The sequence below is a fragment of the Flavobacterium sp. CAN_S2 genome, from assembly GCF_015752255.1.
GTDB lineage: Bacteria > Bacteroidota > Bacteroidia > Flavobacteriales > Flavobacteriaceae > Flavobacterium.
Genome location: NZ_JADOVA010000002.1, coordinates 188,224 through 208,733 on the forward strand (window position 1 = coordinate 188,224; position 20,510 = coordinate 208,733).

The 20,510-nt window shown below is 34.0% G+C and carries 19 protein-coding genes; 12 read left to right on the plus strand and 7 right to left on the minus strand.

The window, feature by feature from the left end; all coding sequences use genetic code 11:
• The first annotated feature begins 108 nt into the window (after window positions 1-108).
• From def to IWX80_RS08670, 4 genes are all read left to right on the plus strand, one after another.
• Window positions 109-696 carry a peptide deformylase gene (gene def / locus IWX80_RS08655; RefSeq protein WP_196853077.1) on the plus strand — a complete coding sequence of 196 codons (588 nt, stop codon included), beginning with the start codon at window positions 109-111 and terminating at the stop codon, window positions 694-696.
• Window positions 697-782: 86 nt separating this feature from the next.
• Window positions 783-1,247: a DUF5606 family protein gene (locus IWX80_RS08660; protein ID WP_196853078.1), complete on the plus strand. Its 465-nt coding sequence runs from the start codon at window positions 783-785 to the stop codon at window positions 1,245-1,247.
• 80 nt (window positions 1,248-1,327) lie between these two features.
• On the plus strand, window positions 1,328-2,101 hold the full coding sequence (gene mazG, locus IWX80_RS08665; RefSeq protein WP_121365703.1) for a nucleoside triphosphate pyrophosphohydrolase: 774 nt from the start codon (window positions 1,328-1,330) through the stop codon (window positions 2,099-2,101).
• Window positions 2,102-2,185: 84 nt separating this feature from the next.
• Window positions 2,186-3,634, plus strand: a complete 1,449-nt coding sequence (locus tag IWX80_RS08670) for an APC family permease (RefSeq protein ID WP_196853079.1) — start codon at window positions 2,186-2,188, stop codon at window positions 3,632-3,634.
• 11 nt (window positions 3,635-3,645) lie between these two features.
• On the opposite strand, the gene IWX80_RS08675 is transcribed toward IWX80_RS08670, so the two are convergent.
• Entirely contained in the window at window positions 3,646-4,326 is a 681-nt protein-coding gene (locus IWX80_RS08675) for a Crp/Fnr family transcriptional regulator (RefSeq protein WP_196853080.1), read from the minus strand.
• 109 nt (window positions 4,327-4,435) lie between these two features.
• Here IWX80_RS08675 and IWX80_RS08680 point away from each other — a divergent pair, with 109 nt between their 5' ends.
• From IWX80_RS08680 to IWX80_RS08715, 8 genes are all read left to right on the plus strand, one after another.
• Window positions 4,436-6,841, plus strand: a complete 2,406-nt coding sequence (locus tag IWX80_RS08680; RefSeq protein ID WP_196853081.1) for a heavy metal translocating P-type ATPase — start codon at window positions 4,436-4,438, stop codon at window positions 6,839-6,841.
• 114 nt (window positions 6,842-6,955) lie between these two features.
• Entirely contained in the window at window positions 6,956-7,147 is a 192-nt protein-coding gene (ccoS, locus tag IWX80_RS08685) for a cbb3-type cytochrome oxidase assembly protein CcoS (RefSeq protein WP_113634286.1), read from the plus strand.
• A gap of 49 nt (window positions 7,148-7,196) precedes the next feature.
• The gene (gene ccoN / locus IWX80_RS08690; protein ID WP_196853082.1) at window positions 7,197-9,386 is read left to right on the plus strand and encodes a cytochrome-c oxidase, cbb3-type subunit I; all 2,190 of its coding nucleotides are present in this window, start codon (window positions 7,197-7,199) and stop codon (window positions 9,384-9,386) included.
• A gap of 5 nt (window positions 9,387-9,391) precedes the next feature.
• Window positions 9,392-9,562 (plus strand): cbb3-type cytochrome c oxidase subunit 3, encoded by a 171-nt coding sequence (locus IWX80_RS08695; protein ID WP_196853083.1) that lies wholly within the window; start codon window positions 9,392-9,394, stop codon window positions 9,560-9,562.
• 27 nt (window positions 9,563-9,589) lie between these two features.
• Window positions 9,590-10,489: a cbb3-type cytochrome c oxidase N-terminal domain-containing protein gene (locus IWX80_RS08700; protein WP_196853084.1), complete on the plus strand. Its 900-nt coding sequence runs from the start codon at window positions 9,590-9,592 to the stop codon at window positions 10,487-10,489.
• Window positions 10,490-10,555: 66 nt separating this feature from the next.
• Window positions 10,556-11,974, plus strand: coding sequence for a cytochrome c oxidase accessory protein CcoG (ccoG, locus tag IWX80_RS08705; protein WP_196853085.1), 1,419 nt, complete (start codon window positions 10,556-10,558; stop codon window positions 11,972-11,974).
• A 43-nt stretch (window positions 11,975-12,017) separates the two neighbouring features.
• On the plus strand, window positions 12,018-12,470 hold the full coding sequence (locus tag IWX80_RS08710; protein ID WP_113634281.1) for a FixH family protein: 453 nt from the start codon (window positions 12,018-12,020) through the stop codon (window positions 12,468-12,470).
• Window positions 12,471-12,544: 74 nt separating this feature from the next.
• Window positions 12,545-13,246 carry a sulfite exporter TauE/SafE family protein gene (locus IWX80_RS08715; RefSeq protein ID WP_196853086.1) on the plus strand — a complete coding sequence of 234 codons (702 nt, stop codon included), beginning with the start codon at window positions 12,545-12,547 and terminating at the stop codon, window positions 13,244-13,246.
• Between the two features lie 72 nt (window positions 13,247-13,318).
• On the opposite strand, the gene hemN is transcribed toward IWX80_RS08715, so the two are convergent.
• From hemN to IWX80_RS08745, 6 genes are all read right to left on the minus strand, one after another.
• A complete protein-coding gene (gene hemN / locus IWX80_RS08720; protein WP_196853087.1) occupies window positions 13,319-14,683 on the minus strand; it encodes an oxygen-independent coproporphyrinogen III oxidase in 1,365 nt (454 codons plus the stop codon).
• A gap of 131 nt (window positions 14,684-14,814) precedes the next feature.
• Window positions 14,815-15,291 (minus strand): hypothetical protein, encoded by a 477-nt coding sequence (locus IWX80_RS08725; RefSeq protein WP_196853088.1) that lies wholly within the window; start codon window positions 15,289-15,291, stop codon window positions 14,815-14,817.
• Between the two features lie 112 nt (window positions 15,292-15,403).
• Window positions 15,404-15,751 (minus strand): hypothetical protein, encoded by a 348-nt coding sequence (locus IWX80_RS08730; RefSeq protein WP_196853089.1) that lies wholly within the window; start codon window positions 15,749-15,751, stop codon window positions 15,404-15,406.
• A 144-nt stretch (window positions 15,752-15,895) separates the two neighbouring features.
• Window positions 15,896-17,908 (minus strand): DUF349 domain-containing protein, encoded by a 2,013-nt coding sequence (locus IWX80_RS08735; RefSeq protein ID WP_196853090.1) that lies wholly within the window; start codon window positions 17,906-17,908, stop codon window positions 15,896-15,898.
• A 323-nt stretch (window positions 17,909-18,231) separates the two neighbouring features.
• The gene (locus tag IWX80_RS08740; protein WP_196853091.1) at window positions 18,232-18,981 is read right to left on the minus strand and encodes a shikimate dehydrogenase family protein; all 750 of its coding nucleotides are present in this window, start codon (window positions 18,979-18,981) and stop codon (window positions 18,232-18,234) included.
• On the minus strand, window positions 18,981-20,378 hold the full coding sequence (locus tag IWX80_RS08745) for a tetratricopeptide repeat protein (protein ID WP_196853092.1): 1,398 nt from the start codon (window positions 20,376-20,378) through the stop codon (window positions 18,981-18,983). Before IWX80_RS08745 ends, IWX80_RS08740 begins: the two co-directional genes overlap by 1 nt.
• Between the last annotated feature and the right edge of the window lie 132 nt (window positions 20,379-20,510).

The window sequence follows — 20,510 nt, forward strand, 5'->3', positions numbered from 1 at the left end:
TAATATTTAACGGCAGATTATTCATTGTCTATTTTTTTACTATTTTTGCAAACTGAATGAAAAGGAAAAATATTCCAATTTCAGTAGAAAATACTTAATACAACACGAATGATTTTACCAATTATAGGATATGGCGATCCAGTTTTAAGAAAAACAGGAGAAGTTCTTTCACCAGAACATCCAAACTTGAAAGAAACGATAGCCAATATGTATGAGACCATGTATAATGCCTATGGTGTGGGACTTGCTGCGCCACAAGTGGGATTAGCACTTCGTTTATTTGTAATCGACACCACTCCTTTTAGTGATGATGAAGAATTAGAAGATGCGGAACAAAAAGCATTAAAAGGATTTAAGAGAACTTTTATCAATGCAAAAATGATAAAAGAAGAAGGTGTAGAGTGGAGTTTTAATGAAGGTTGCTTGAGTATTCCGGATGTGAGAGAGGATGTTTACAGAAATCCAACTATCACAATCGAATATTGCGAAGAGGATTTTGTAATGAAAACAGAAGTTTTTGACGGATTAATCGCCAGAGTAATCCAACATGAATACGATCATATTGAAGGAATTTTATTTACGGATAAAATATCATCATTAAAAAAACGGTTGATTCAGAAGAAATTGAAAAATATCTTAGAAGGAAAAACATTCCAAGACTACCGCATGAAATTTTTTGCCAAAAAAGGAAGATAAAGTAAATCTAAGGCTTCGCTTGGTATGATTTTTGGTTTTAAAGAAAAAATAAATAAGTCAAATTCTTAATAATAATTACACAAAACATGAATTTAGAAAAAATATTAGCCATTTCTGGGAAACCAGGTTTATATGTATTGAAAGTGCAAACAAGAACTGGCTTTGTAGCAGAATCATTAGCAGACGGAAAAAAAATCACAGTGAACTTGAAAAGTAATGTGAGTTTATTGTCTGAAATTTCAATTTATACGTATGAAGGCGAAAAACCTTTAGCTGAGATTATGCAAAAAATTGCTGATAAAGAAAGCAAAGGTCCAGCACTTTCTCATAAAGAAGACAATGCTAAACTAACGGCTTATTTCAAAGAAATTTTACCGGATTATGATGAAGAAAGAGTTTATCCTTCTGATATCAAAAAAGTTCTGAACTGGTACAATATGCTTCAAGCAAAAGGATTAGTTACGGATGAAGTTCCAGCTGCCGTTGCAGAAGAAACTCCAGAAGCTGAAGTGAAAGCCCCTGCTAAAAAAGCAAAAGCTAAAAAAGAGTAATTTTACACTACAATAATATTTAATCCTGTTCAGCTATTTTCTGAACAGGATTTTTTTATTTTTACCAAAAACAATTTCTGATGAATTCAAGACAAAACCAACTGCAAGCTTTCGAAAGATTATTAGACATTATGGATGATTTGCGTGAAAAATGTCCTTGGGACAAAAAGCAAACCATGCAAACCTTGCGTCATTTGACTATTGAAGAAACCTATGAATTAGGCGATGCTATTTTAGATAATGATTTAAACGAAGTCAAAAAAGAATTGGGTGATTTGTTATTACATATTGTTTTTTATGCCAAAATAGGAAGCGAGACGAATGACTTTGATATGGCGGATGTATGTAATGAAATTTGTGAAAAGCTAATTCACCGTCATCCGCATATTTATAGTGATGTTGTGGTTAAAGATGAAGAGGAAGTGAAACAAAATTGGGAAAAACTAAAATTGAAAGAAGGCAAAAAATCTGTTCTCGAAGGTGTTCCAAGAAGTTTACCTGCATTAGTTAAGGCAAGCCGAATACAGGATAAAGTAAAAGGAGTGGGTTTTGATTGGGAAGAATCGCATCAGGTTTGGGATAAGGTTCAAGAGGAATTGGAAGAGTTACAAGTTGAGGTTGAAGCAGGTGATCAGGATAAAATTGAAGCCGAATTTGGAGATGTTTTATTTTCGATGATTAACTACGCTCGATTTTTGAATGTAAATCCTGAAGATGCTTTGGAACGAACTAATAAAAAATTTATCAAGCGATTTCAATATTTAGAAAGTAAAGCTGGAGAATTAGGAAAACCTTTAATGGACATGACTTTAGCTGAAATGGATATTTTTTGGGAAGAAGCGAAGAAGTTATAGTATTCAGTATTTTAGTAATCAGTGCTCAGATTTCAGTCCCGATACTTCGGGATTAGTGTTCAGTTTTAAATAATTAATTTACCAATGTCAGAAAATAAAACCGAGTTAAAACGTTCTTTAGGATTAATAGATGCCACGAGTTTAGTAGCCGGTTCCATGATAGGATCCGGAATTTTCATTGTAACATCAGCCATGGCGAGAGATATAGGATCTGCGGCCTGGTTATTGGTCATTTGGTTGGTAACGGGGTTAATCACTGTTGCTGCCGCGTTGAGTTATGGAGAATTGGCAGGAATGATGCCTAATGCGGGAGGACAATTCGTTTATATACAACGCGCTTACGGAAGATTAGTTTCTTTTTTGTACGGCTGGACTGTTTTCACGGTAATTCAAACGGGAGTTATCGCTGCAATTGCAGTTACTTTCGCTAATTATGCCGCTATCTTCTTTCCTGTTTTAGATCAAAGTCTTTTTACGGTTGGGACCGGTTTTGTTTTTTCCTACCAAAAAGTATTGGCTATTTTCAGTATAATTCTGCTAACTTATATCAATACTAAAGGTGTCGAAAGTGGAAAAACCGTTCAGTTAATCTTTACCTCTGCTAAATTGATTGCACTATTCGCTTTAATAATTTTAGGATTGTATGTTGGTTTACAAACGGATGTTTTGTCGAATAATTTTGAAAATATGTGGGAAGCCAGTAAAACGGTTGTGAATCCTGACGGAACAATTACAGTAACAAAATTAGCTGGAATGGCTATTTTGGGTGCTGCAGGAGCAACGATTATCAACTCATTATTTTCCAGTGATGCTTGGAACAACGTGACTTTCATCGCAGGAGAAATTAAAGAACCGAAAAAGAATATTCCTCGAAGTTTGTTTCTTGGAACCCTGATTGTGACTGTTATTTATGTTTTGGCTAATCTGGCTTACTTGGCTTTGTTGCCAATGCAAGGAACTCCAAATACTGCTGATAGTTTGAGTAAAGGAATCATGTTTGCCAGCAACGACAGAGTAGGAGCGGCCGCAGCAAGTATCATAATGGGAAATGTAGGTGTATTTGTAATGGCTGCGTTAATCATGGTTTCCACTTTTGGATGCAATAGTGGTTTGATCCTTTCGGGAGGAAGATTATTTTTTGCCATGGCAAAAGATGGATTATTTTTTAAACAAGTAACAGAACTCAATAAAAATCAGGTTCCGGCGAAAGCATTGTGGGTGCAATGTATTTGGGCTTGTGTGCTTTGTATTTCTGGAAAATTTGGTGATTTATTAACGTACGCAACTTTTGCATCGTTGTTGTTTTATATCCTGACTATTTTGGGTGTTTTCATCCTTAGAAAAAAAGAACCCAATGCGGATAGGCCTTACAAAGCCTTTGGATATCCAGTTGTACCAGCCATTTATATTATAGTGACTTCGGCAATTTGCTTCACTTTATTGATTTATGATACGTTTAATACGGGATTAGGATTGTGTATTGTGGCGCTGGGAATTCCGGTGTATTATTTTGTAATGAATAAGAAAGAATAAAATGAATCTGGCTATTCTGCTAATTTTTTTAGCGCATTGATATCTTTTAAAACAATTTTTTTCCCTGTTAATTCAATCAGACCTAATTTTTTAAAATCCGATAGCAAACGGATACAACTTTCAGTGGCAGTACCTATTATACTGGCTAATTCGTCTCTTGAAAGTTGTACTTTTAAAGAGTTATCCTCGTTTTTTCCAAAAGTATCACACAGATAAAGGAGCGTTTCGGCTAATCTTTCTTTGACTGTTTTTTGAGCTAAATTTACCATGTGATCATCGGCTTCTTTTAGATCACCGCAAATACTTTTCATCACATTCATTGAAAACTGGTTATTCTTATCGAAATATCCCATCACTTCTGATTTTGGAATAAAACAAACCTGCATATCTTCAAGAGCTACAGCGCTTAAGTTGACCGGTTCATCACTAATCATTGAGCGTTGCCCCAGTAATTCTCCTTTAGTAACTAATTTCACAATGTGGTCTTTGCCGTTTGCACTCAATTTGGTCAGTTTGCACACACCATCTTTGATACAATAAATTCCATTTACATTCTCACCTTCCTCAAAAATAACTTCACCTTTTTTAATAATATGGGAAGTTTTACAGTCGGAGAGTTTAACTAATTCGTCTTTAGTTAAGGCTTTTAAAGAGCTAAATTCTCTGACGATACATTGTTCGCATTTGCTCATAGTATATGTGATTTATTGGAATTACAAAACTAACTCTTTAATATGACAAATATCATATTTTTAAATTATTCAATTAATCACCTTTGTTCCAGGTAAAATGAGCAAAGTTATGGACACACAAAACTGTTTCCATTGTGGGTTAGACATTATTAAAGAAGACGAAATTATTTTTGATGCTAAAAATTTCTGTTGTAACGGTTGTAAAACGGTCTACGAAATTTTCAGTCTGAATGATTTGACGTGTTATTATGATTTTGAAAAATCCCCTGGAGCAACCCCGCAAGATATTAATGGTAAATATGATTTTTTAGACAATGAGAGTATTGTATCCAAATTATTGGAATTTCAAGAAAATTCAACCGCAATTATTTCACTTAGTATTCCACATATTCATTGTAGCTCGTGTATTTGGATTCTGGAAAATCTACAGCGTCTTCAAAAAGGAATAAGCACTTCGCAGGTTAATTTTCCTGAAAAAAGAGTCCGAATCACCTTCAATCCAGAAGTTGTTTCTATCAAAACGATCGTTTATTTATTGAGTTCCATTGGTTATGAACCCTATATTAGTTTAGAAAACTATGAAACGGGAAGTAATGATGTAGATAGAAGTTTGACTTATAAACTTGGCGTTGCTTTCTTCTGTTTTGGGAATATTATGTTGCTTTCGTTTCCTGAATATTTTGAAGTAAAAGAATTTTGGTTAGACCAATATCGTGGCTTCTTCCGTTGGTTGATTTTTGTTTTAGCATTACCAAGTTTCTTTTACTCGGCAAGTGGTTATTATGTCTCTGCGTATAAAAGTATCAAATCTAAAATGCTCAACATCGATATTCCTATTGCTTTGGGAATTGTTGTGATGTTTGTGCGAAGTACGTTTGATATCGTTATGGATTATGGTTCTGGTTTTTTCGACAGCTTAACTGGATTGATTTTCTTTATGCTTTTGGGGAAAATGTTCCAAATCAAAACCTATAGTTTTTTGAGTTTCGAAAGAGATTTTAAGTCCTATTTTCCAATAGCGATTACCAAAATTAATTCGGATTTATCAGAAGAAAGTGTGGCGATTTACGAAGTTGAAAAAGGCGATCGATTACTCATTAGAAACCAAGAACTGATTCCCGTTGATGGGATTCTAATTTCTGAAAAGGCAGAAATCGATTATAGTTTTGTTACCGGAGAAGCAATTCCTATTACGAAACAATCTGGAGACAAAGTTTTTGCAGGAGGAAAACAAATAGGAAAAGTAATTGAAATGGAAGTTTTACATTCCGTTTCCCAAAGTTATCTGACGCAATTATGGAGTAATGATGTATTCCAAAAGAATGTAGAGCAAAAACACAAAACGATTACTGACAGCATTAGTCGTTATTTTACACCTATTTTATTACTGATTGCTTTTGCAGGATTTGGATATTGGATTTTTATTGATGCCAACACCGCTTTCAATGTGTTTACTGCGGTATTGATTGTTGCTTGTCCTTGCGCTTTGGCATTGACGGCGCCATTCACTTTTGGGAACGTTTTGCGAATTTTAGGCAAACAGAAATTTTATCTCAAAAATGCTTTGGTTATTGAACAATTAGCAAAAGTGGATACGATAGTTTTTGATAAAACAGGAACGATTACAACCAATAAAAAATCGAATATTTCTTATGAAGGAACCGTTCTTTCCGATGAGAATTTATTGCTGGTAAAGAATGTGCTTCGCGCCTCCAATCATCCGTTAAGCCGAATGTTATATGATTATTTGCCGATTCCAATTTTGCAAAATAAATCAGTAAATGACACCAAAAAGTTGAAAGTAGATCATTTTGAAGAAATCACCGGAAAAGGAATTCAAGCACACATTTTTGGTCACCAAGTCCAGATAGGTTCTGCCGAATTTGTTGAAAAAATCGAAGAAAAGAACGTTCAGCAAACATCGGTTCATATTAAGATAAATTATGTTTATTACGGGAAATTCATCTTTAATAATCAATACAGAGAAGGTCTAGAGGAACTTTTTAAAAACTTAAAAAGCAACTATCAGATCAAAGTTTTGTCAGGTGACAACGAAGGCGAACGCGCTATTCTTGAAAAACTTTTGCCGAAAGGCACGGAATTGATTTTCAATCAGAAACCGGAACAGAAATTAGAATTCATTAAAAATTTGCAGGAACAAGGCAAAAATGTGATGATGGTAGGAGATGGATTAAATGATGCCGGAGCTTTGGCGCAAAGCAATGTAGGAATCTCCATTTCTGAAAATGTAAATGTTTTTTCACCGGCTTGTGATGCTATTTTGGATGCCAGTGAATTTCAAAAATTGAATTATTTCTTGAAGTTGTCTAAAAACTCTATTACCACCATCAAAATGAGTTTTGGACTTTCCTTACTGTACAATGTGGTTGGATTATCATTTGCTATAACCGGGAATTTATTGCCTTTGGTCGCAGCTATTATCATGCCGTTGAGTACAATAACCATTGTAAGTTTTGTAACAGTGATGAGTAGTTATTATGCTCGGAATAAATAGAATTGAGCACGATTTGTTTTTTTCTTCACATTTATTTAACAAAAGCAATAAGTATGATAATTGTCATGTTTTACTCGGAAACGTAAAAGTAACTTTGTTAACACAAATTAAGGTATGAGTGTCATTTATTTATTAATCTCCATCAGTATAATAGTCGCCATTGGTTTCTTTATTGCTTTTATAAGGGCAGTAAAGACGGGTCAATATGACGATGATTATACGCCGTCAGTCAGAATGCTATTTGACGACGAGCTAATTCAGCCCAAAGTTGAGAAGTCAAACATCGAAAGCCAGGAGACTTTGTGACATTCAACAGTAATTTTTTAAATTTTTCAATCATTTAATTTTTTTATTTATGGAAATGCAGCAGTTTTATTATGATAACAAAATTGTAAAAAACTTCATTTACGCGACCATTGTTTTTGGAGTAGTAGGAATGTTAGTAGGACTTACATTGGCCTTTATGTTTCTTTTTCCAAATATTACCGATGGGATTTCGTGGTTGAGTTACGGTCGATTAAGACCTTTACACACCAATGCGGTTATTTTTGCCTTTGTAGGGAACGCAATGTTTGCGGGTATTTATTATTCCTTGCAGCGCTTGTTGAAAGCCAGAATGTTCAGTGATTTTTTGAGTAATCTTAATTTCTGGGGCTGGCAATTAATAATCGTAGCGGCAGCCATTTCGTTGCCACTTGGATACAGTACCTCTAAAGAATATGCAGAACTGGAGTGGCCAATAGATATTGCCATTGCATTGATTTGGGTTGTTTTTGGTATCAATATGATTGGAACAATTTTAAAACGTAGAGAGCGCCATTTGTATGTTGCCATCTGGTTTTACTTGGCGACATTCGTAACGGTTGCGGTTTTGCATATTTTCAATAGTTTGGCATTACCGGTTTCCGGAATGAAAAGTTATTCCGTTTACGCCGGGGTTCAAGATGCTTTGGTGCAATGGTGGTACGGTCATAATGCGGTTGCGTTTTTCTTGACTACACCTTTCTTAGGATTGATGTATTATTTTGTTCCAAAAGCGGCAAATCGTCCGGTATATTCTTATAGATTGTCAATTGTTCACTTTTGGTCGTTGATTTTCATTTACATCTGGGCAGGACCGCACCATTTATTATATTCTGCTTTGCCTAACTGGGCGCAAAATTTAGGAGTTGCTTTCTCTATTATGTTGATTGCTCCATCTTGGGGTGGAATGATAAACGGATTGTTAACCTTGAGAGGGGTTTGGGATAAAGTACGTGTGGAACCTGTTTTAAAATTCTTCGTAGTAGCAATTACCGGATACGGAATGGCCACTTTTGAAGGGCCGATGTTATCCTTGAAAAACGTAAATGCTATTGCGCATTATACAGATTGGATTATTGCTCACGTTCACGTAGGTGCATTGGCTTGGAACGGATTTATGGCTTTTGGTATGATTTATTGGTTGGTTCCTAGAATGACTAAAAGTAGTTTGTACTCTCTAAAATTAGCTAATTTCCACTTTTGGATTGGTACTTTAGGGATTATATTATACACGATTCCAATGTATGTTGCCGGCTTTTTACAAGCATCTATGTGGAAACAATTTAATCCGGACGGAACTTTAACGTATGGTAACTTTCTGGAAACAGTAACTCAAATTATGCCAATGTATTGGATGAGAGCTATTGGTGGAACCCTTTATTTAATCGGAATGTTTACCTTAGTATACAATGTAATTCAAACGGTTCGATTAGGTTCTAAAATTGAAGACGAATTAGCGGAGGCTCCTGAGTTAATAAAAATTAGTGCAGGTAGAGTAAAAGGAGAAAAATTTCACCCTTGGTTAGAAAGAAAACCTATTCAATTAACCATTTTGGCAACTGTTGCTATTTTAATTGGAGGTGTTATCCAAATTGTTCCTACAATTATGGTTAAATCTAATATTCCAACTATTGCCAGTGTCAAACCGTATTCTCCACTAGAATTAGAAGGACGTGATTTATACATCCGTGAAGGTTGTGTAGGGTGTCACTCTCAGTCAGTTCGTCCGTTTCGTAGTGAAGTAGAACGTTATGGACCGCAATCTAAAGCTGGGGAATTCGTTTACGACCATCCATTTCTTTGGGGATCAAAACGTACAGGCCCGGATTTATTAAGAGTTGGAGCAAAATACAATGACAATTGGCATTTTAACCACTTCTGGAATCCACAAAGTATATCTGCAGGATCTATTATGCCAGGTTACAAATGGCTTTTTGATAATAAACCGATGGATGTTTCTTTGACTCAAAAGAAAATGCAAGCTATGGTTACGCTTGGAGTTCCTTATACAGAAGCTCAAATTGCAAGTGGTTTAGATGATTTAAGAAAACAAGCTGTTGCAATTGAAGAAAGCTTGAAAAATGATCCTGACTTTGTGAAAAGTTATGACGAAAGCAAGAAAAAAGCCGAAGCCAGAGGAGAGAAATTTGTTCCAATGAACGAAAGAGAAATCGTTGCCTTGATTGCTTACATGCAAAGACTGGGAACCGATATTAAAGTAAAAGATATTGCTAAAAAATAAAAGTCATGTTCGAACAAATAAAACATAATATGGAAACGATTGAAGGTGTGGCGATGTATCCCATCTTATCCCTATTGATTTTTTTCGTCTTTTTCGTGGGCCTTGGTTTATGGGTGTTCTCCTATAAAAAAGAAACGATTAGTGAATTAAGCCAAATTCCATTGAGAGACAACTAAATAGTATAATTTTTTAAAATTTAGAAAATGAAAAAATTAATTCCAGCATACGTTAGGGTACCTGTTATTTTCTTCGCTGTATTTATGGCAATGGAATATTTTATTGACTCAGGAGACAGACCTGCTTTTATAAAATTCCCAATGGTTTCCGTATTCTTATTCGTGTTTCTTTTCCTTTTGATAGCAATAGAAATTACCGTGAGTGCAGTAGATAATATTACGTATCACTTGTTGACCGAGGAACAAAAAATCCAATTAAATGAAGCAAATAATTTAAGTTTCAAGGATAGTGAATGGTACAAGAAATTGATGACGAAATTGACTAAAACAGAGTCATTGGATAATGAAGATCAGTTGTTATTGGACCACGATTACGACGGTATCAAAGAGTTAGACAACAATTTGCCGCCATGGTGGGTGTACCTATTTTATGCTTGTATCATCTTTGGAGTTGTTTACATGGTGCGATTTGAAGTGTTAGGTGCTGACAATCAGGAAATGGAGCTTAAGAAAGAAGTGGCTCAAGCCAAAATTGATATTGCAGAATACATGAAAACTGCGCCGGATATGATGGATGAAAAAACGGTGACCTTACTGACAGATCCTGCAGATTTAGCAGCTGGAAAAGAAATTTTCACAACTAATTGTGCGGCCTGTCACAGAGCTGACGGTGGAGGACAAATTGGACCAAATTTAACGGATGACCAATGGATTTTAGGTGGCGGAATAAAAAATGTATTTCATACTTTGGTAAATGGAGGACGTGACGGAAAAGGAATGATTTCTTGGAAAGGAACCTTGAAACCTAAAGAAATGCAGAAAGTTGCCAGTTATATCTTATCCTTAAAAGGTAGTAATCCACCTGATGCTAAAGCTCCTGAAGGAGAGGTTTGGGTAGAAGAAAATGTTACTGTTGCAGTTAAATAACAATTAGAAACACACGTTTTATTTAGCTTAATAATTATTTTGAACTTGTGTTTTAAATAAAAAAAAATGTCAAAATTACCAGACGAAGCGTTTAGAGATACCATTGGAACTATTGATGAAGAAGGAAATAGAAAATTTATTTTCCCCAAAAAACCTTCAGGAAAGTTCTATGATTACAGGAAATGGGTGAGTTATTTTTTACTGATTGTACTTGTTGCGAATCCTTTTATGAAGATAAATGGCAATCAGTTCATGATGTTCAATATATTGGAACGCCGATTTAATATATTCGGATTTCCTTTTTGGCCTCAGGATATTTATCTTTTCGTTCTTTTTATGATTATTGGCGTCGTTTTCGTCATTCTTTTTACGGTAATTTTTGGACGGATATTTTGCGGATGGATTTGTCCACAGACCATCTTTTTAGAAATGGTTTTCCGCAGAATAGAATATTGGATTGAAGGAGATCGTGGTGCTCAAATTCGTTTGGAAAAACAAGAATGGAATGCAGAGAAGATCAGAAAGAAAGGCATAAAATGGACTATTTTCCTAATCATTTCTTTTTTCATTGCCAATGTGTTTCTGGCATATCTTATCAGTAGTGACAAGTTGCTTTTAATGATTGAAGAAGGACCTGAAAACCATGTTAGTACTTTGGTTTCTTTATTCATCTTTACAGGAGTTTTCTATTTTATTTTTGCTTGGTTTAGAGAACAGGTTTGTATCATAGCTTGTCCTTACGGAAGATTGCAAGGCGTTTTATTAGATGATAAATCTATAAATGTTGCGTACGATTTTGTTCGTGGCGAAAAAGAAGTGGGCCGTGCTAAATTCAACAAACAAGAAGACAGAGCGACTACTGGGAAAGGCGATTGCATCGATTGTAAGCAATGTGTAAATGTTTGTCCAACCGGAATTGACATCCGTAACGGTACACAAATGGAATGCATTAATTGCACCGCTTGTATTGATGAATGCGATACAATTATGGATAGCGTTGGTTTACCAAAGGGACTAATTCGATACGCTTCAGAAGATGAAATTGAGAAAAAAGTAAAGTTCAAGTTTACACCAAGAATGAAAGGCTATTCAGCTGTATTATTCATTCTAACAGGAATTTTGATTGGATTATTGTTCTTACGTTCGGATGTTGAAGCGAGTATTTTAAGATTGCCAGGACAACTGTTTCAGCACAAAGGCGAAAATATCAGCAACATATATACTTTTAAAATTATCAATAAAACTAATAATGATTTTGATGATATTCATTTTAAACTTGTTGGAATAAAAGGGACTTTGAAAGTGGTTGGAAAACAAGAATTAAAAGTGCCCAAACAAGGGATGAATGGTGGAACCTTATTTGTTGAAATCAACCAAAATTTATTGGATAGTGATAAAACAAAATTGAAGATTGAGGTGTATAATGGAAACAAAAAAATTGAAACGGCGACCACTAATTTTTTAAGTCCACGTAGTTTTGATTAAATAATTATCTAATTTAAACTTTAAAAAATATAAATAAATTATCATGAAAATAAGCTGGGGAACAGGAATCGTAATCGCTTTTGGTTTGTTTATGACCTTTATTTTGTTTTTTGTTTTTACGGTTCAATCCGATTCAAAATACGATAATGAGTTAGTTGTAGAAGAATATTATAAACATGATGCACATTTTGGAGATGAAATGGCTCGTGTACAAAATGCAGCTGATTTGGCTCAAAAGCCTACAATAAATAATGTTTCAAACGGAATTGAAATAGTATTCCCAAAAGTTTTTGATCCAAAAAATATCAAAGGTAAAGTGTCCCTTTACAGACCGTCTAACAAAAAATTAGATTTTGAAATTCCCATTTCACTATCTGATGCTACTACTTTGCTCATACCTAAAAAAAGTTTGGCAGGCGGTCGATGGGACATTAATATGGAATGGCAATACGATGGAAAATCGTATTTGACTAAAGAAACGATATATATCAATTAGTCTTATAGTAAAAAGTTTTAAAGTACATCAATTGGCTTTAGGGTCTTTTAACTTTACGACATTAGAATAAAAAAATGCTTTATACTGCCTTCATTTTTGGTTTAATAAGTAGTTTTCACTGCATCGGAATGTGCGGTCCTATTGCTATGATGTTGCCTGTAGACAGAACGAATCAGACCAAAAAAGCAATTCAAATCATTACTTATCATTCAGGAAGATTAACGGCGTATGCGATAATAGGCTTTGTTTTTGGACTGCTTGGAAAAGGTTTCTTTTTGGCCGGTTTACAACAGAATTTATCCATATTTATTGGTTTAGCCATGATCTTAGTAGTTTTGACTCCGGAGAAAATTTTTGCGAAATACAATTTTTCAAAACCGGTTTTTAAATTAATTTCAAAAATAAAAACAGCTTTAGGGAGTCAGTTTAGAAACAAAAGTTACAAATCCCTTTTTACTATTGGTTTACTGAATGGTTTTTTGCCTTGCGGAATGGTTTATGTTGCTTTGTTTGGCGCTATTGCCATGCAAAGTGAAAGTCTTGGTGTTGTGTATATGATTTTATTTGGATTAGGAACCGTTCCTATGATGAGCAGCGTCGTGTATATCAACTCATTTCTTACAATTCCTATTCGAAACCGAATCCAGAAGGCGATTCCTTATGTAGCAGTATGCATTGGTTGCTTATTTATTTTACGAGGATTGGGATTGGGAATTCCTTATATTTCTCCATCCAATATGAGTTTGTTTATTCAAGCTGATCCAAACTGTCACTAACTTTTAGATTTTATAGGATATGAAAAAGCACGCCATTACGCGTGCTTTTTTATTATTTTTATTTATAAAATATTAAATTGTCATTGAAAACAAAGCAGTTTCCGGTGCTTTTCTTTTCAAGCGTAAATCGAATGCCATACAAATATTACGAACATAAGGTTGTCCTTTTTCTGTAACGGTAATCCCATAGTCAATAACTACTAGTAATCCGTCATTTTCCATTTCTTTCAATTGTATTAATACCTCTGGAATTTCATTAAAATAATCCTCTTTATTTTCCCAGGAAGTTTCAAATTGGCACATTAAATTCAGAATGTGTTTTCGGATGATGAGGTCTTCATTGGTCAATAAATGCCCTCTGAAAACCGGTAATTTGTTCCATTCTAAAATTTGATAATAATCTTCCAAGTTTTTTACATTCTGTGCAAAACTGTACCAACTGTCACTGATGGAAGAAACTCCCAATCCAATCATTAATTGCGTTTTGGACGAACTGTACCCCATGAAATTACGGTGCAATGTGCCATTTTGGAAAGCATCGTATAAACTGTCTGTCTTCAATGCGAAATGATCCATTCCTATTTCATGATAGCCATTTTCAAATAATAATTTTTTACCTGTTTCATAAAGCATTCTCTTTTTATCATCTTTCGGAATGTCTTCATCGTTAAAACCGCGTTGTCCATTTCCCTTAATCCAAGGAACGTGCGCGTAACTATAAAATGCCAAACGGTCGGGTTGTAATGATTTTGTTTTCTCAATCGTATCAATTACATCCTCTATTTCCTGAAAAGGCAGTCCAAAAATAATATCGTGACCTATGGAAGTATACCCAATTTCTCTGGCCCAAAACGTAACTTTTGCCACATTATGAAATGGCTGTAAACGGTGAATTGCTTTTTGTACTTTCTCAGAATAATCTTGAACGCCAAAACTAACTCTTCTAAAACCTAAATCGTAAAGCTTTTGCAAATGTTCGTGAGTTGTGTTATTAGGATGCCCTTCAAAACTAAATTCATGATCTTTGGCTTTTTTGGCATGAACAAAAATACCATTTATTAAATCCTCTAAATTTTTGGTAGAAAAAAAAGTGGGAGTTCCACCACCCAAATGAATCTCTTTTATAGTTGGTTTTTCTCCATGAATCTTACAATATAAGCTCCATTCTTTCAAAACTGCTTCTATATATGGATTTTCAACGCCGTGATTTTTGGTGATACGCTTGTTACAGCCACAAAAAGTACATAAGCTTTCGCAAAAAGGCAAATGGATATATAAACTAATACCTTCTGAAGAATTGCTCGCTTGAAAGGATTTTTTTAATGTTTCAGCCCAGATTTCATCAGTGAAATCCGTTTCATCCCAATACGGAACTGTAGGATAACTGGTGTATCTTGGTCCCGGAACATTGTATTTTTGTATCAAGGAATTTTTCATGGCAAAATCATTTATCGTTATTCAAAAGTAGAACGACTACTCAACTATTAAAATGATAATTATCATATTGAAGAAACCTTTTGGAAAAAAAATAAGAGGCTTAAAAGCCTCTTATTAAAGAAATTTGTTGTTTAAATAGTGATGCAATCCTGAATTATTTTAGTCCATTTTTTGGCTAATTGATGATCTTCGTATAAACAAACTTGACCTATTTGATCATTCTCAATTTTGTAAAATGATATATAGTCAGCTTTTTTGCCTTCTTTATATTGAAATTCAAATTCAATTTTTACAATTGTATCACTATTATTCTCCGTTGCTGGAACCAGTTTACAGGATTGAATTGTATTTAAATCTACAAAAGAAGCAACTTCTTCCTTAGCATTAAAATCCATTAAAAGAAAACCTTTGTTTTTTTCGTCTAAAGCCAAGACTTTTTTGTTTTGCGTTTCAGTCAATTCAAAAGTAAAGTGATTGTTTTGGCTGAATTTAGTTTTTATGGCTTCAATTTTTGCTTTGTTAATTGAAGATGACCTCATGGAATAGAATAGAGGAATGGCAATTATTAAAGTTAATATTAGTCCAATTATAGTTACGGAAGTGTCCATTTTTTATTTTTTTAGTTATTTGTAAAACATGATAAGTTGAACTGAAATCTAAAGGTAATCAATTCAAAAGGGAAGATATTGTATCTTCAATTTACGAAATCAGTGTTTCAAATCACCAAAAAAAATGGAAAGGAAAGAGCAGGAGCGAAACCATCTCACATCGATTGATGTCTTGTTTCGCAAAACGAATAAAGAATATACTACTTTTAAAATCCGGAATTACATTCAGAAAATTTTCCAGATATTTTGCAATCGTATAATCAGGAGTTTTATGATAGGAAGTAAAAGTATTACTTACTTGAGGTTGTATAAAATCTGAAGAATGAATGCTGTTCGCAGACAATGAAGAATTTGACTTTTCTATTTTAATGGTTTGAACAGGAACTTCATTTGCACTAAAAGCAAATAAAAAAACTATTAAAAGTCCAATAAAAAAAAGTGTTTTTCGAAACCAATTCATTTCGTAAAAATAAAATTTCGCTGTTGATTACTATAATTATTTCTAATAAATGAAAGTTAAAATTTGAATGCAGAAAATCGTTTTTATAAAAAAGCCCCGAACTAATATTGTCCGAGGCTAATAGTTTTAAAATAATATCAAAATTTATTCTATTTTCAAATTTCTCAATTGTTTTAGTTTTTCTTTCCAAACATCAAGACTTTCTTTATGAATGGCGATGTTTTTGCGGACTTCTAATACAATTGAATTTTCTTTTTTTGCATTTCTCGTATTGGTAAAGAACTGAATGTTATTTTCCAATTGGAAAATTTCATTTTGTACTTCGTCAATTTTACGCATGATAAAAATCTTTTCATTATCAAGTTTACGAGTATCATGACTTTCTGATAAATGATCCATTCTATTGGCGAAACGCATCATATCAGTATCTTTTTTACTCAAACTCAATTTTTCAAAAAGTGCATCCAGGATTTTATTGAATTTCCCTTCGATATGCCTTCTTGGAAAAGGTACTTTTCCAAAACCTTTCCAAGTTTCAATATGCAACTTAATCGCATCTAAATCCGTTTTATGGTCTCCAGTCAACTGAAATTCTCTCAAAGTTTCTAAATAGGCTTTTTTATTATCAAAAGCTTCTACTTCTTCGCTGTTCTCTTCGTTTTTCTGCTCTTTTAACTTGTCAAAATAATGGTTACAAGCATCTTTAAACTCTTTCCAGATTTTATCGGAATATTTTCTTGGCACATGACCTATCTGTTTCCACTCATCTTGAATTTGTTTCATGATAGGTGTTGTAGCGGCAAAATCAGTGCTTTCTTGTAATTCTCTAGCTTTGGCAACAAGCGCTGTTTTCTTATTTAAATTGTCATTTTGATCTTTCTTAATGTCTTTATAAAAAGAGTTTTTGAAAGAATTAAAATTTCTGACAGCAGTTTTAAAACCGGCCCAAGTTTCCTCATTTACTTCCGATGGTACTTTACCTGCAGAGAAAAAAGCTGTTCTTAAGGCTTCAATTTTTTCTATTTGAGCTAGCCATTGCGCATGAGCATTGACTTTCTCCGTAGCTAAAACCTCAATTTTGGCAATTATTTCTTTTTTCTTTTCTAAATTCTCAAGTTCTGTTCCTCTTTGATTTTCGAACAAAACCTCACGTTTATCGTGCATTTGTTTGGTCAAATCACTAAATTTATTCCAAATATCATCGCGATGTTCTCTGGAAACGGGACCAATATCTTCTTTCCAGATACGGTGTAAGTCTTGTAATTCTCTAAACGCTTTATTGATATCAGCTTCTTTAACCAATTCTTCAACACGAGCGACAATTTTTTGCTTTTGCTCTAAATTGTGTTTGAAATCTAAGTCTCTCGCTTCTCGGTCCAAGTGTAAATAGTCATAGAAATTTTCCACATGAAAATGGAAGTTGTTCCAAACGTGATTGTATTTATCCTTCGGAATCGGTCCTGCATTTTTCCATCGTTCTCTTAAATCATTAAAATGCTTTAAAGTGTCTTTGATGTTTGCCTGCGGATTAATCAGCTCCTTCAATTCCTCAACAATTGCCAAACGGTTTTCTAAATTAGTTTTCAGATTCGTTTGTAAACTTTTGAAATGGGTATTTTTAGTATCTCTAAATTGAGTGTAATATTTGTCAAATTGAGTCTTTAATGGAGAATGGTATTGAAAATCTTCATTTGGATCTTGATTTTCTGCAAGGAATTCCTCTTTTTTCTCCTCAACAAGATGATTGTATTTGGCTAAGAATGCTTTTTTAATTTCTTCAATATGATCCTTAAACGACATTATTTTTTCATTAGAAACCAAACTTTTAAGCTCGTCAACCAGTGATTCAAGTGATAAAGTATCGTAATCCTGCATCGGTATATCATGACGCTCTTTCAGCGTTTCATCTTCACTTTCTTCCGCGTTTGATTCTGCTATTGCATCAGTGGCCGATTGATTTTCTGTCTCAGCAGTTGGCTCTGTTTTTGCAACTTCATCTTCAGCTGGAATAACAACATTATCCTCTGCCGAAAAATCGCTAGGCTCCTCAATTGACGCACTTTCTAAACTTTCAGGTACTGATTGATTAGATTCAACAGCTTTGTGCTCTAAATTTCCATCTGCCTCAAGCAGGTTATCGTTCTTTTCTTCTAACATTTTTTCAATGTGTAAGGTTTCTAATTAGATTCAACACGAAAGATAGTAAAGCAGTATGAAAATACAAAATAAAACCCCTTATTTATTGTCATTTTAGGTTACAAAATTTTTCTTTTTGGAGCATTTTCCCGCTGTTCGCTGTATCTTTTTTGTTCGCCCAAAAGGCTCTCAAAAAAGGATGCCGCTTCCATCAGGGCTAGGGTTTTGCGATTTCAAATTTATGTTTCTCTAGAATATAATGGTGTTACAAACGAAAAAACATTCAATAAAGAATGTTTTCTGAAGCATACAAATAGGTCTATGAAGTTAATTCCGTTTTTAGATTATTTATTCCAAATCTTCCATGCTTTCTCTGCTTGAAAAATAAGCATATCCAGACCATTTTTGATTTGTGCGCCCTGTTGCTTGGCTTTTTTTAGGAATTGCGTTTCTGCAGGGTTGTAAATTAAATCATAAGCAATATGCTTGTCTGTGAAAAATTCGTAGGGAATTAATGGAAACGCATCTACATTAGGACTTGTTCCTACCGGAGTAGCATTTATAATGATTTGGTAATTGTCAAATGTGGTTGCATTGATTCGGTCGTAATCAATTCCATTTTCTTTGGCTTCTCTCGAAACAAAAGTATAGGGGATATTAAGTTCGTCCAGAGCAAAAGCGACTCCTTTTGAAGCACCTCCAGTTCCTAAAATCAAAGCTTTTTTGTGGTGCGCTAGTAATAGTGGTTCTAATGATTTTTTGAAACCATAGTAATCTGTATTGTAGCCTTTTAATTTCCCTTTTTTGGTAATTCTAATGGTATTTACAGCACCAATTATTTCCGCTTTTTTTGATAATTTATCCAAAAATGGAATTACCGTTTCCTTGTACGGAATAGTAACATTCAATCCTTTTAAATCCGTAGTTTTTTTAATCACCTCTGGAAAACCTGATATTTCAGGAATATCAAAATTTTCATAGCTGCAACCTACAAAGTTTTCGTTATTAAATTTGTCAGTGAAATATCCTTTCGAAAAGGAATAACTAATGTTACGTCCTAATAATCCAAAGCGTTTTATAACTGTATCAACCATTATTGTTTTTTATGTTTTGCAATATAATTCTGCACCATTTTTTTTGTCCAAACTACCGGGAATAAATCTTCTAAAAGGATGTAATTGTCAAAATTCAATCGTAGAGCATTGCTTAAATGGAATTTTGCTTTTGTATTATCCGCAAGCATAAAATACAATCCTGCTAAACGGTATTCTACTTCGTTCTCTTCCGGAAAATATTCTGAAGCTTGTAACAAGGTTTGAATTGCACTTTCAAATTCACCTAAAAATTGTAAAATATCAACCCAAAATAACCAAGTGTCTAAACTATAATCACCAAATTCGACTGCTTTTCTATATCCAAATTCAGCTTCTTCAAAGAAATTCATTTGCTTGTTGATAGTCGCAAAACGTTTCCAGTACAAACGATTTTGATTGTCAATGGCTAATGCTTTGTTGACAAAAAATAGCGCTTTTTGGAAATTTTTCTGACGTACGTAAAAGTCAGTGATGGCAATCCAACCTTTATCTAAAAGAGGATCTTCATGTACAGTTTGATTGAAATATTTTAATGCCAGCGCTTTGTTGCCTAATCTTTCATAACATTTTCCCATTCTAAGCAGCGCATAGGAAGTTGCGTCATCTAATTCGATAGTTCTGCTGTAGCTTTCAATGGCTTCTTCATATTTTTTTAATCGCTCATAAGCTTTTGCTTTTTCCATGAAAGCACCAAGGAATTCATCATCGATTAATGTGGCATAATCAAAGGCGCGAATCGCATTTTCATATTCTTTAACGCCATAATGCAAACGTCCCAGTTGATGCCAGGCAATTTCACTGTATGGGTTTTTGTCAATGTATTTTTTTAAATAGCTGATTGCTTCTTGGTTTTGATCTAAAAACTCAAAACAATACACCACGTTGTACAATGCGGATTGGTCTTCCAGATCTTCTTCTAAACATTTGATAAAGCTTTCTTTTGCCATTTCAAGATTGTCCATAAAGAGGTATTCCATGCCTATTAAATTATAGACATCAGCAAAATCATCGGTGTATTTTAAAGCTATTTTTAATAATTCAACTGCCTTTTCGTGTTGGTCTCTTTTAGAACAGATATTGGCTTTTTGAATATAAATTTCTTCATTAGTTGGTTCAATGGCATACAACTCATTCAATAGCTTTTCGGCTAATTCGAGTTTGTCATCATAGACTAACATTTCCACTTGAACTAGTTTTAGTCCGGTAGATTTTGGGTGTTGTTCTAAAGCTAGTTTAAGTGCTTTTTTTGCCAAAGCGGCCTTACCCATATCGAGATAATGAAGAATAATTTCTTCAAATTCTTCGGAGTCAAAAAAGAGTACTTTGTTGGTTTTCAACATGGACTCAAATTTAGACAGGGATAAGTTATAGTCTTCTTCTTCGTTGCTTAATTGCATACTGTGTGTTTTTAATTTGGCCTAAATAAATTTAGGGAATCGTGCTTGTACTGTGAGGTAAAGTTAGAATTGTTGTGAACAATTTAATTAACAAAAAAAGGGTTGGTTTAAACGGATTCCATAGCCCTGATA

Excerpts from the sequence above, each read along its gene's own strand:
- IWX80_RS08680 (WP_196853081.1), top strand. The coding sequence starts at position 4,436 with ATGGACACACAAAACTGTTTCCATTGTGGGTTAGACATTATTAAAGAA.
- IWX80_RS08740 (WP_196853091.1), bottom strand. The coding sequence starts at position 18,981 with ATGGTTGATACAGTTATAAAACGCTTTGGATTATTAGGACGTAACATT.
- IWX80_RS08735 (WP_196853090.1), bottom strand. The coding sequence starts at position 17,908 with ATGTTAGAAGAAAAGAACGATAACCTGCTTGAGGCAGATGGAAATTTA.
- IWX80_RS08695 (WP_196853083.1), top strand. The coding sequence starts at position 9,392 with ATGTTCGAACAAATAAAACATAATATGGAAACGATTGAAGGTGTGGCG.
- def (WP_196853077.1), top strand. The coding sequence starts at position 109 with ATGATTTTACCAATTATAGGATATGGCGATCCAGTTTTAAGAAAAACA.
- IWX80_RS08730 (WP_196853089.1), bottom strand. The coding sequence starts at position 15,751 with ATGAATTGGTTTCGAAAAACACTTTTTTTTATTGGACTTTTAATAGTT.
- ccoS (WP_113634286.1), top strand. The coding sequence starts at position 6,956 with ATGAGTGTCATTTATTTATTAATCTCCATCAGTATAATAGTCGCCATT.
- IWX80_RS08745 (WP_196853092.1), bottom strand. The coding sequence starts at position 20,378 with ATGCAATTAAGCAACGAAGAAGAAGACTATAACTTATCCCTGTCTAAA.
- hemN (WP_196853087.1), bottom strand. The coding sequence starts at position 14,683 with ATGAAAAATTCCTTGATACAAAAATACAATGTTCCGGGACCAAGATAC.
- IWX80_RS08715 (WP_196853086.1), top strand. The coding sequence starts at position 12,545 with ATGCTTTATACTGCCTTCATTTTTGGTTTAATAAGTAGTTTTCACTGC.
- IWX80_RS08675 (WP_196853080.1), bottom strand. The coding sequence starts at position 4,326 with ATGAGCAAATGCGAACAATGTATCGTCAGAGAATTTAGCTCTTTAAAA.
- IWX80_RS08670 (WP_196853079.1), top strand. The coding sequence starts at position 2,186 with ATGTCAGAAAATAAAACCGAGTTAAAACGTTCTTTAGGATTAATAGAT.
- IWX80_RS08710 (WP_113634281.1), top strand. The coding sequence starts at position 12,018 with ATGAAAATAAGCTGGGGAACAGGAATCGTAATCGCTTTTGGTTTGTTT.
- IWX80_RS08660 (WP_196853078.1), top strand. The coding sequence starts at position 783 with ATGAATTTAGAAAAAATATTAGCCATTTCTGGGAAACCAGGTTTATAT.
- mazG (WP_121365703.1), top strand. The coding sequence starts at position 1,328 with ATGAATTCAAGACAAAACCAACTGCAAGCTTTCGAAAGATTATTAGAC.
- IWX80_RS08700 (WP_196853084.1), top strand. The coding sequence starts at position 9,590 with ATGAAAAAATTAATTCCAGCATACGTTAGGGTACCTGTTATTTTCTTC.
- IWX80_RS08725 (WP_196853088.1), bottom strand. The coding sequence starts at position 15,291 with ATGGACACTTCCGTAACTATAATTGGACTAATATTAACTTTAATAATT.
- ccoG (WP_196853085.1), top strand. The coding sequence starts at position 10,556 with ATGTCAAAATTACCAGACGAAGCGTTTAGAGATACCATTGGAACTATT.
- ccoN (WP_196853082.1), top strand. The coding sequence starts at position 7,197 with ATGGAAATGCAGCAGTTTTATTATGATAACAAAATTGTAAAAAACTTC.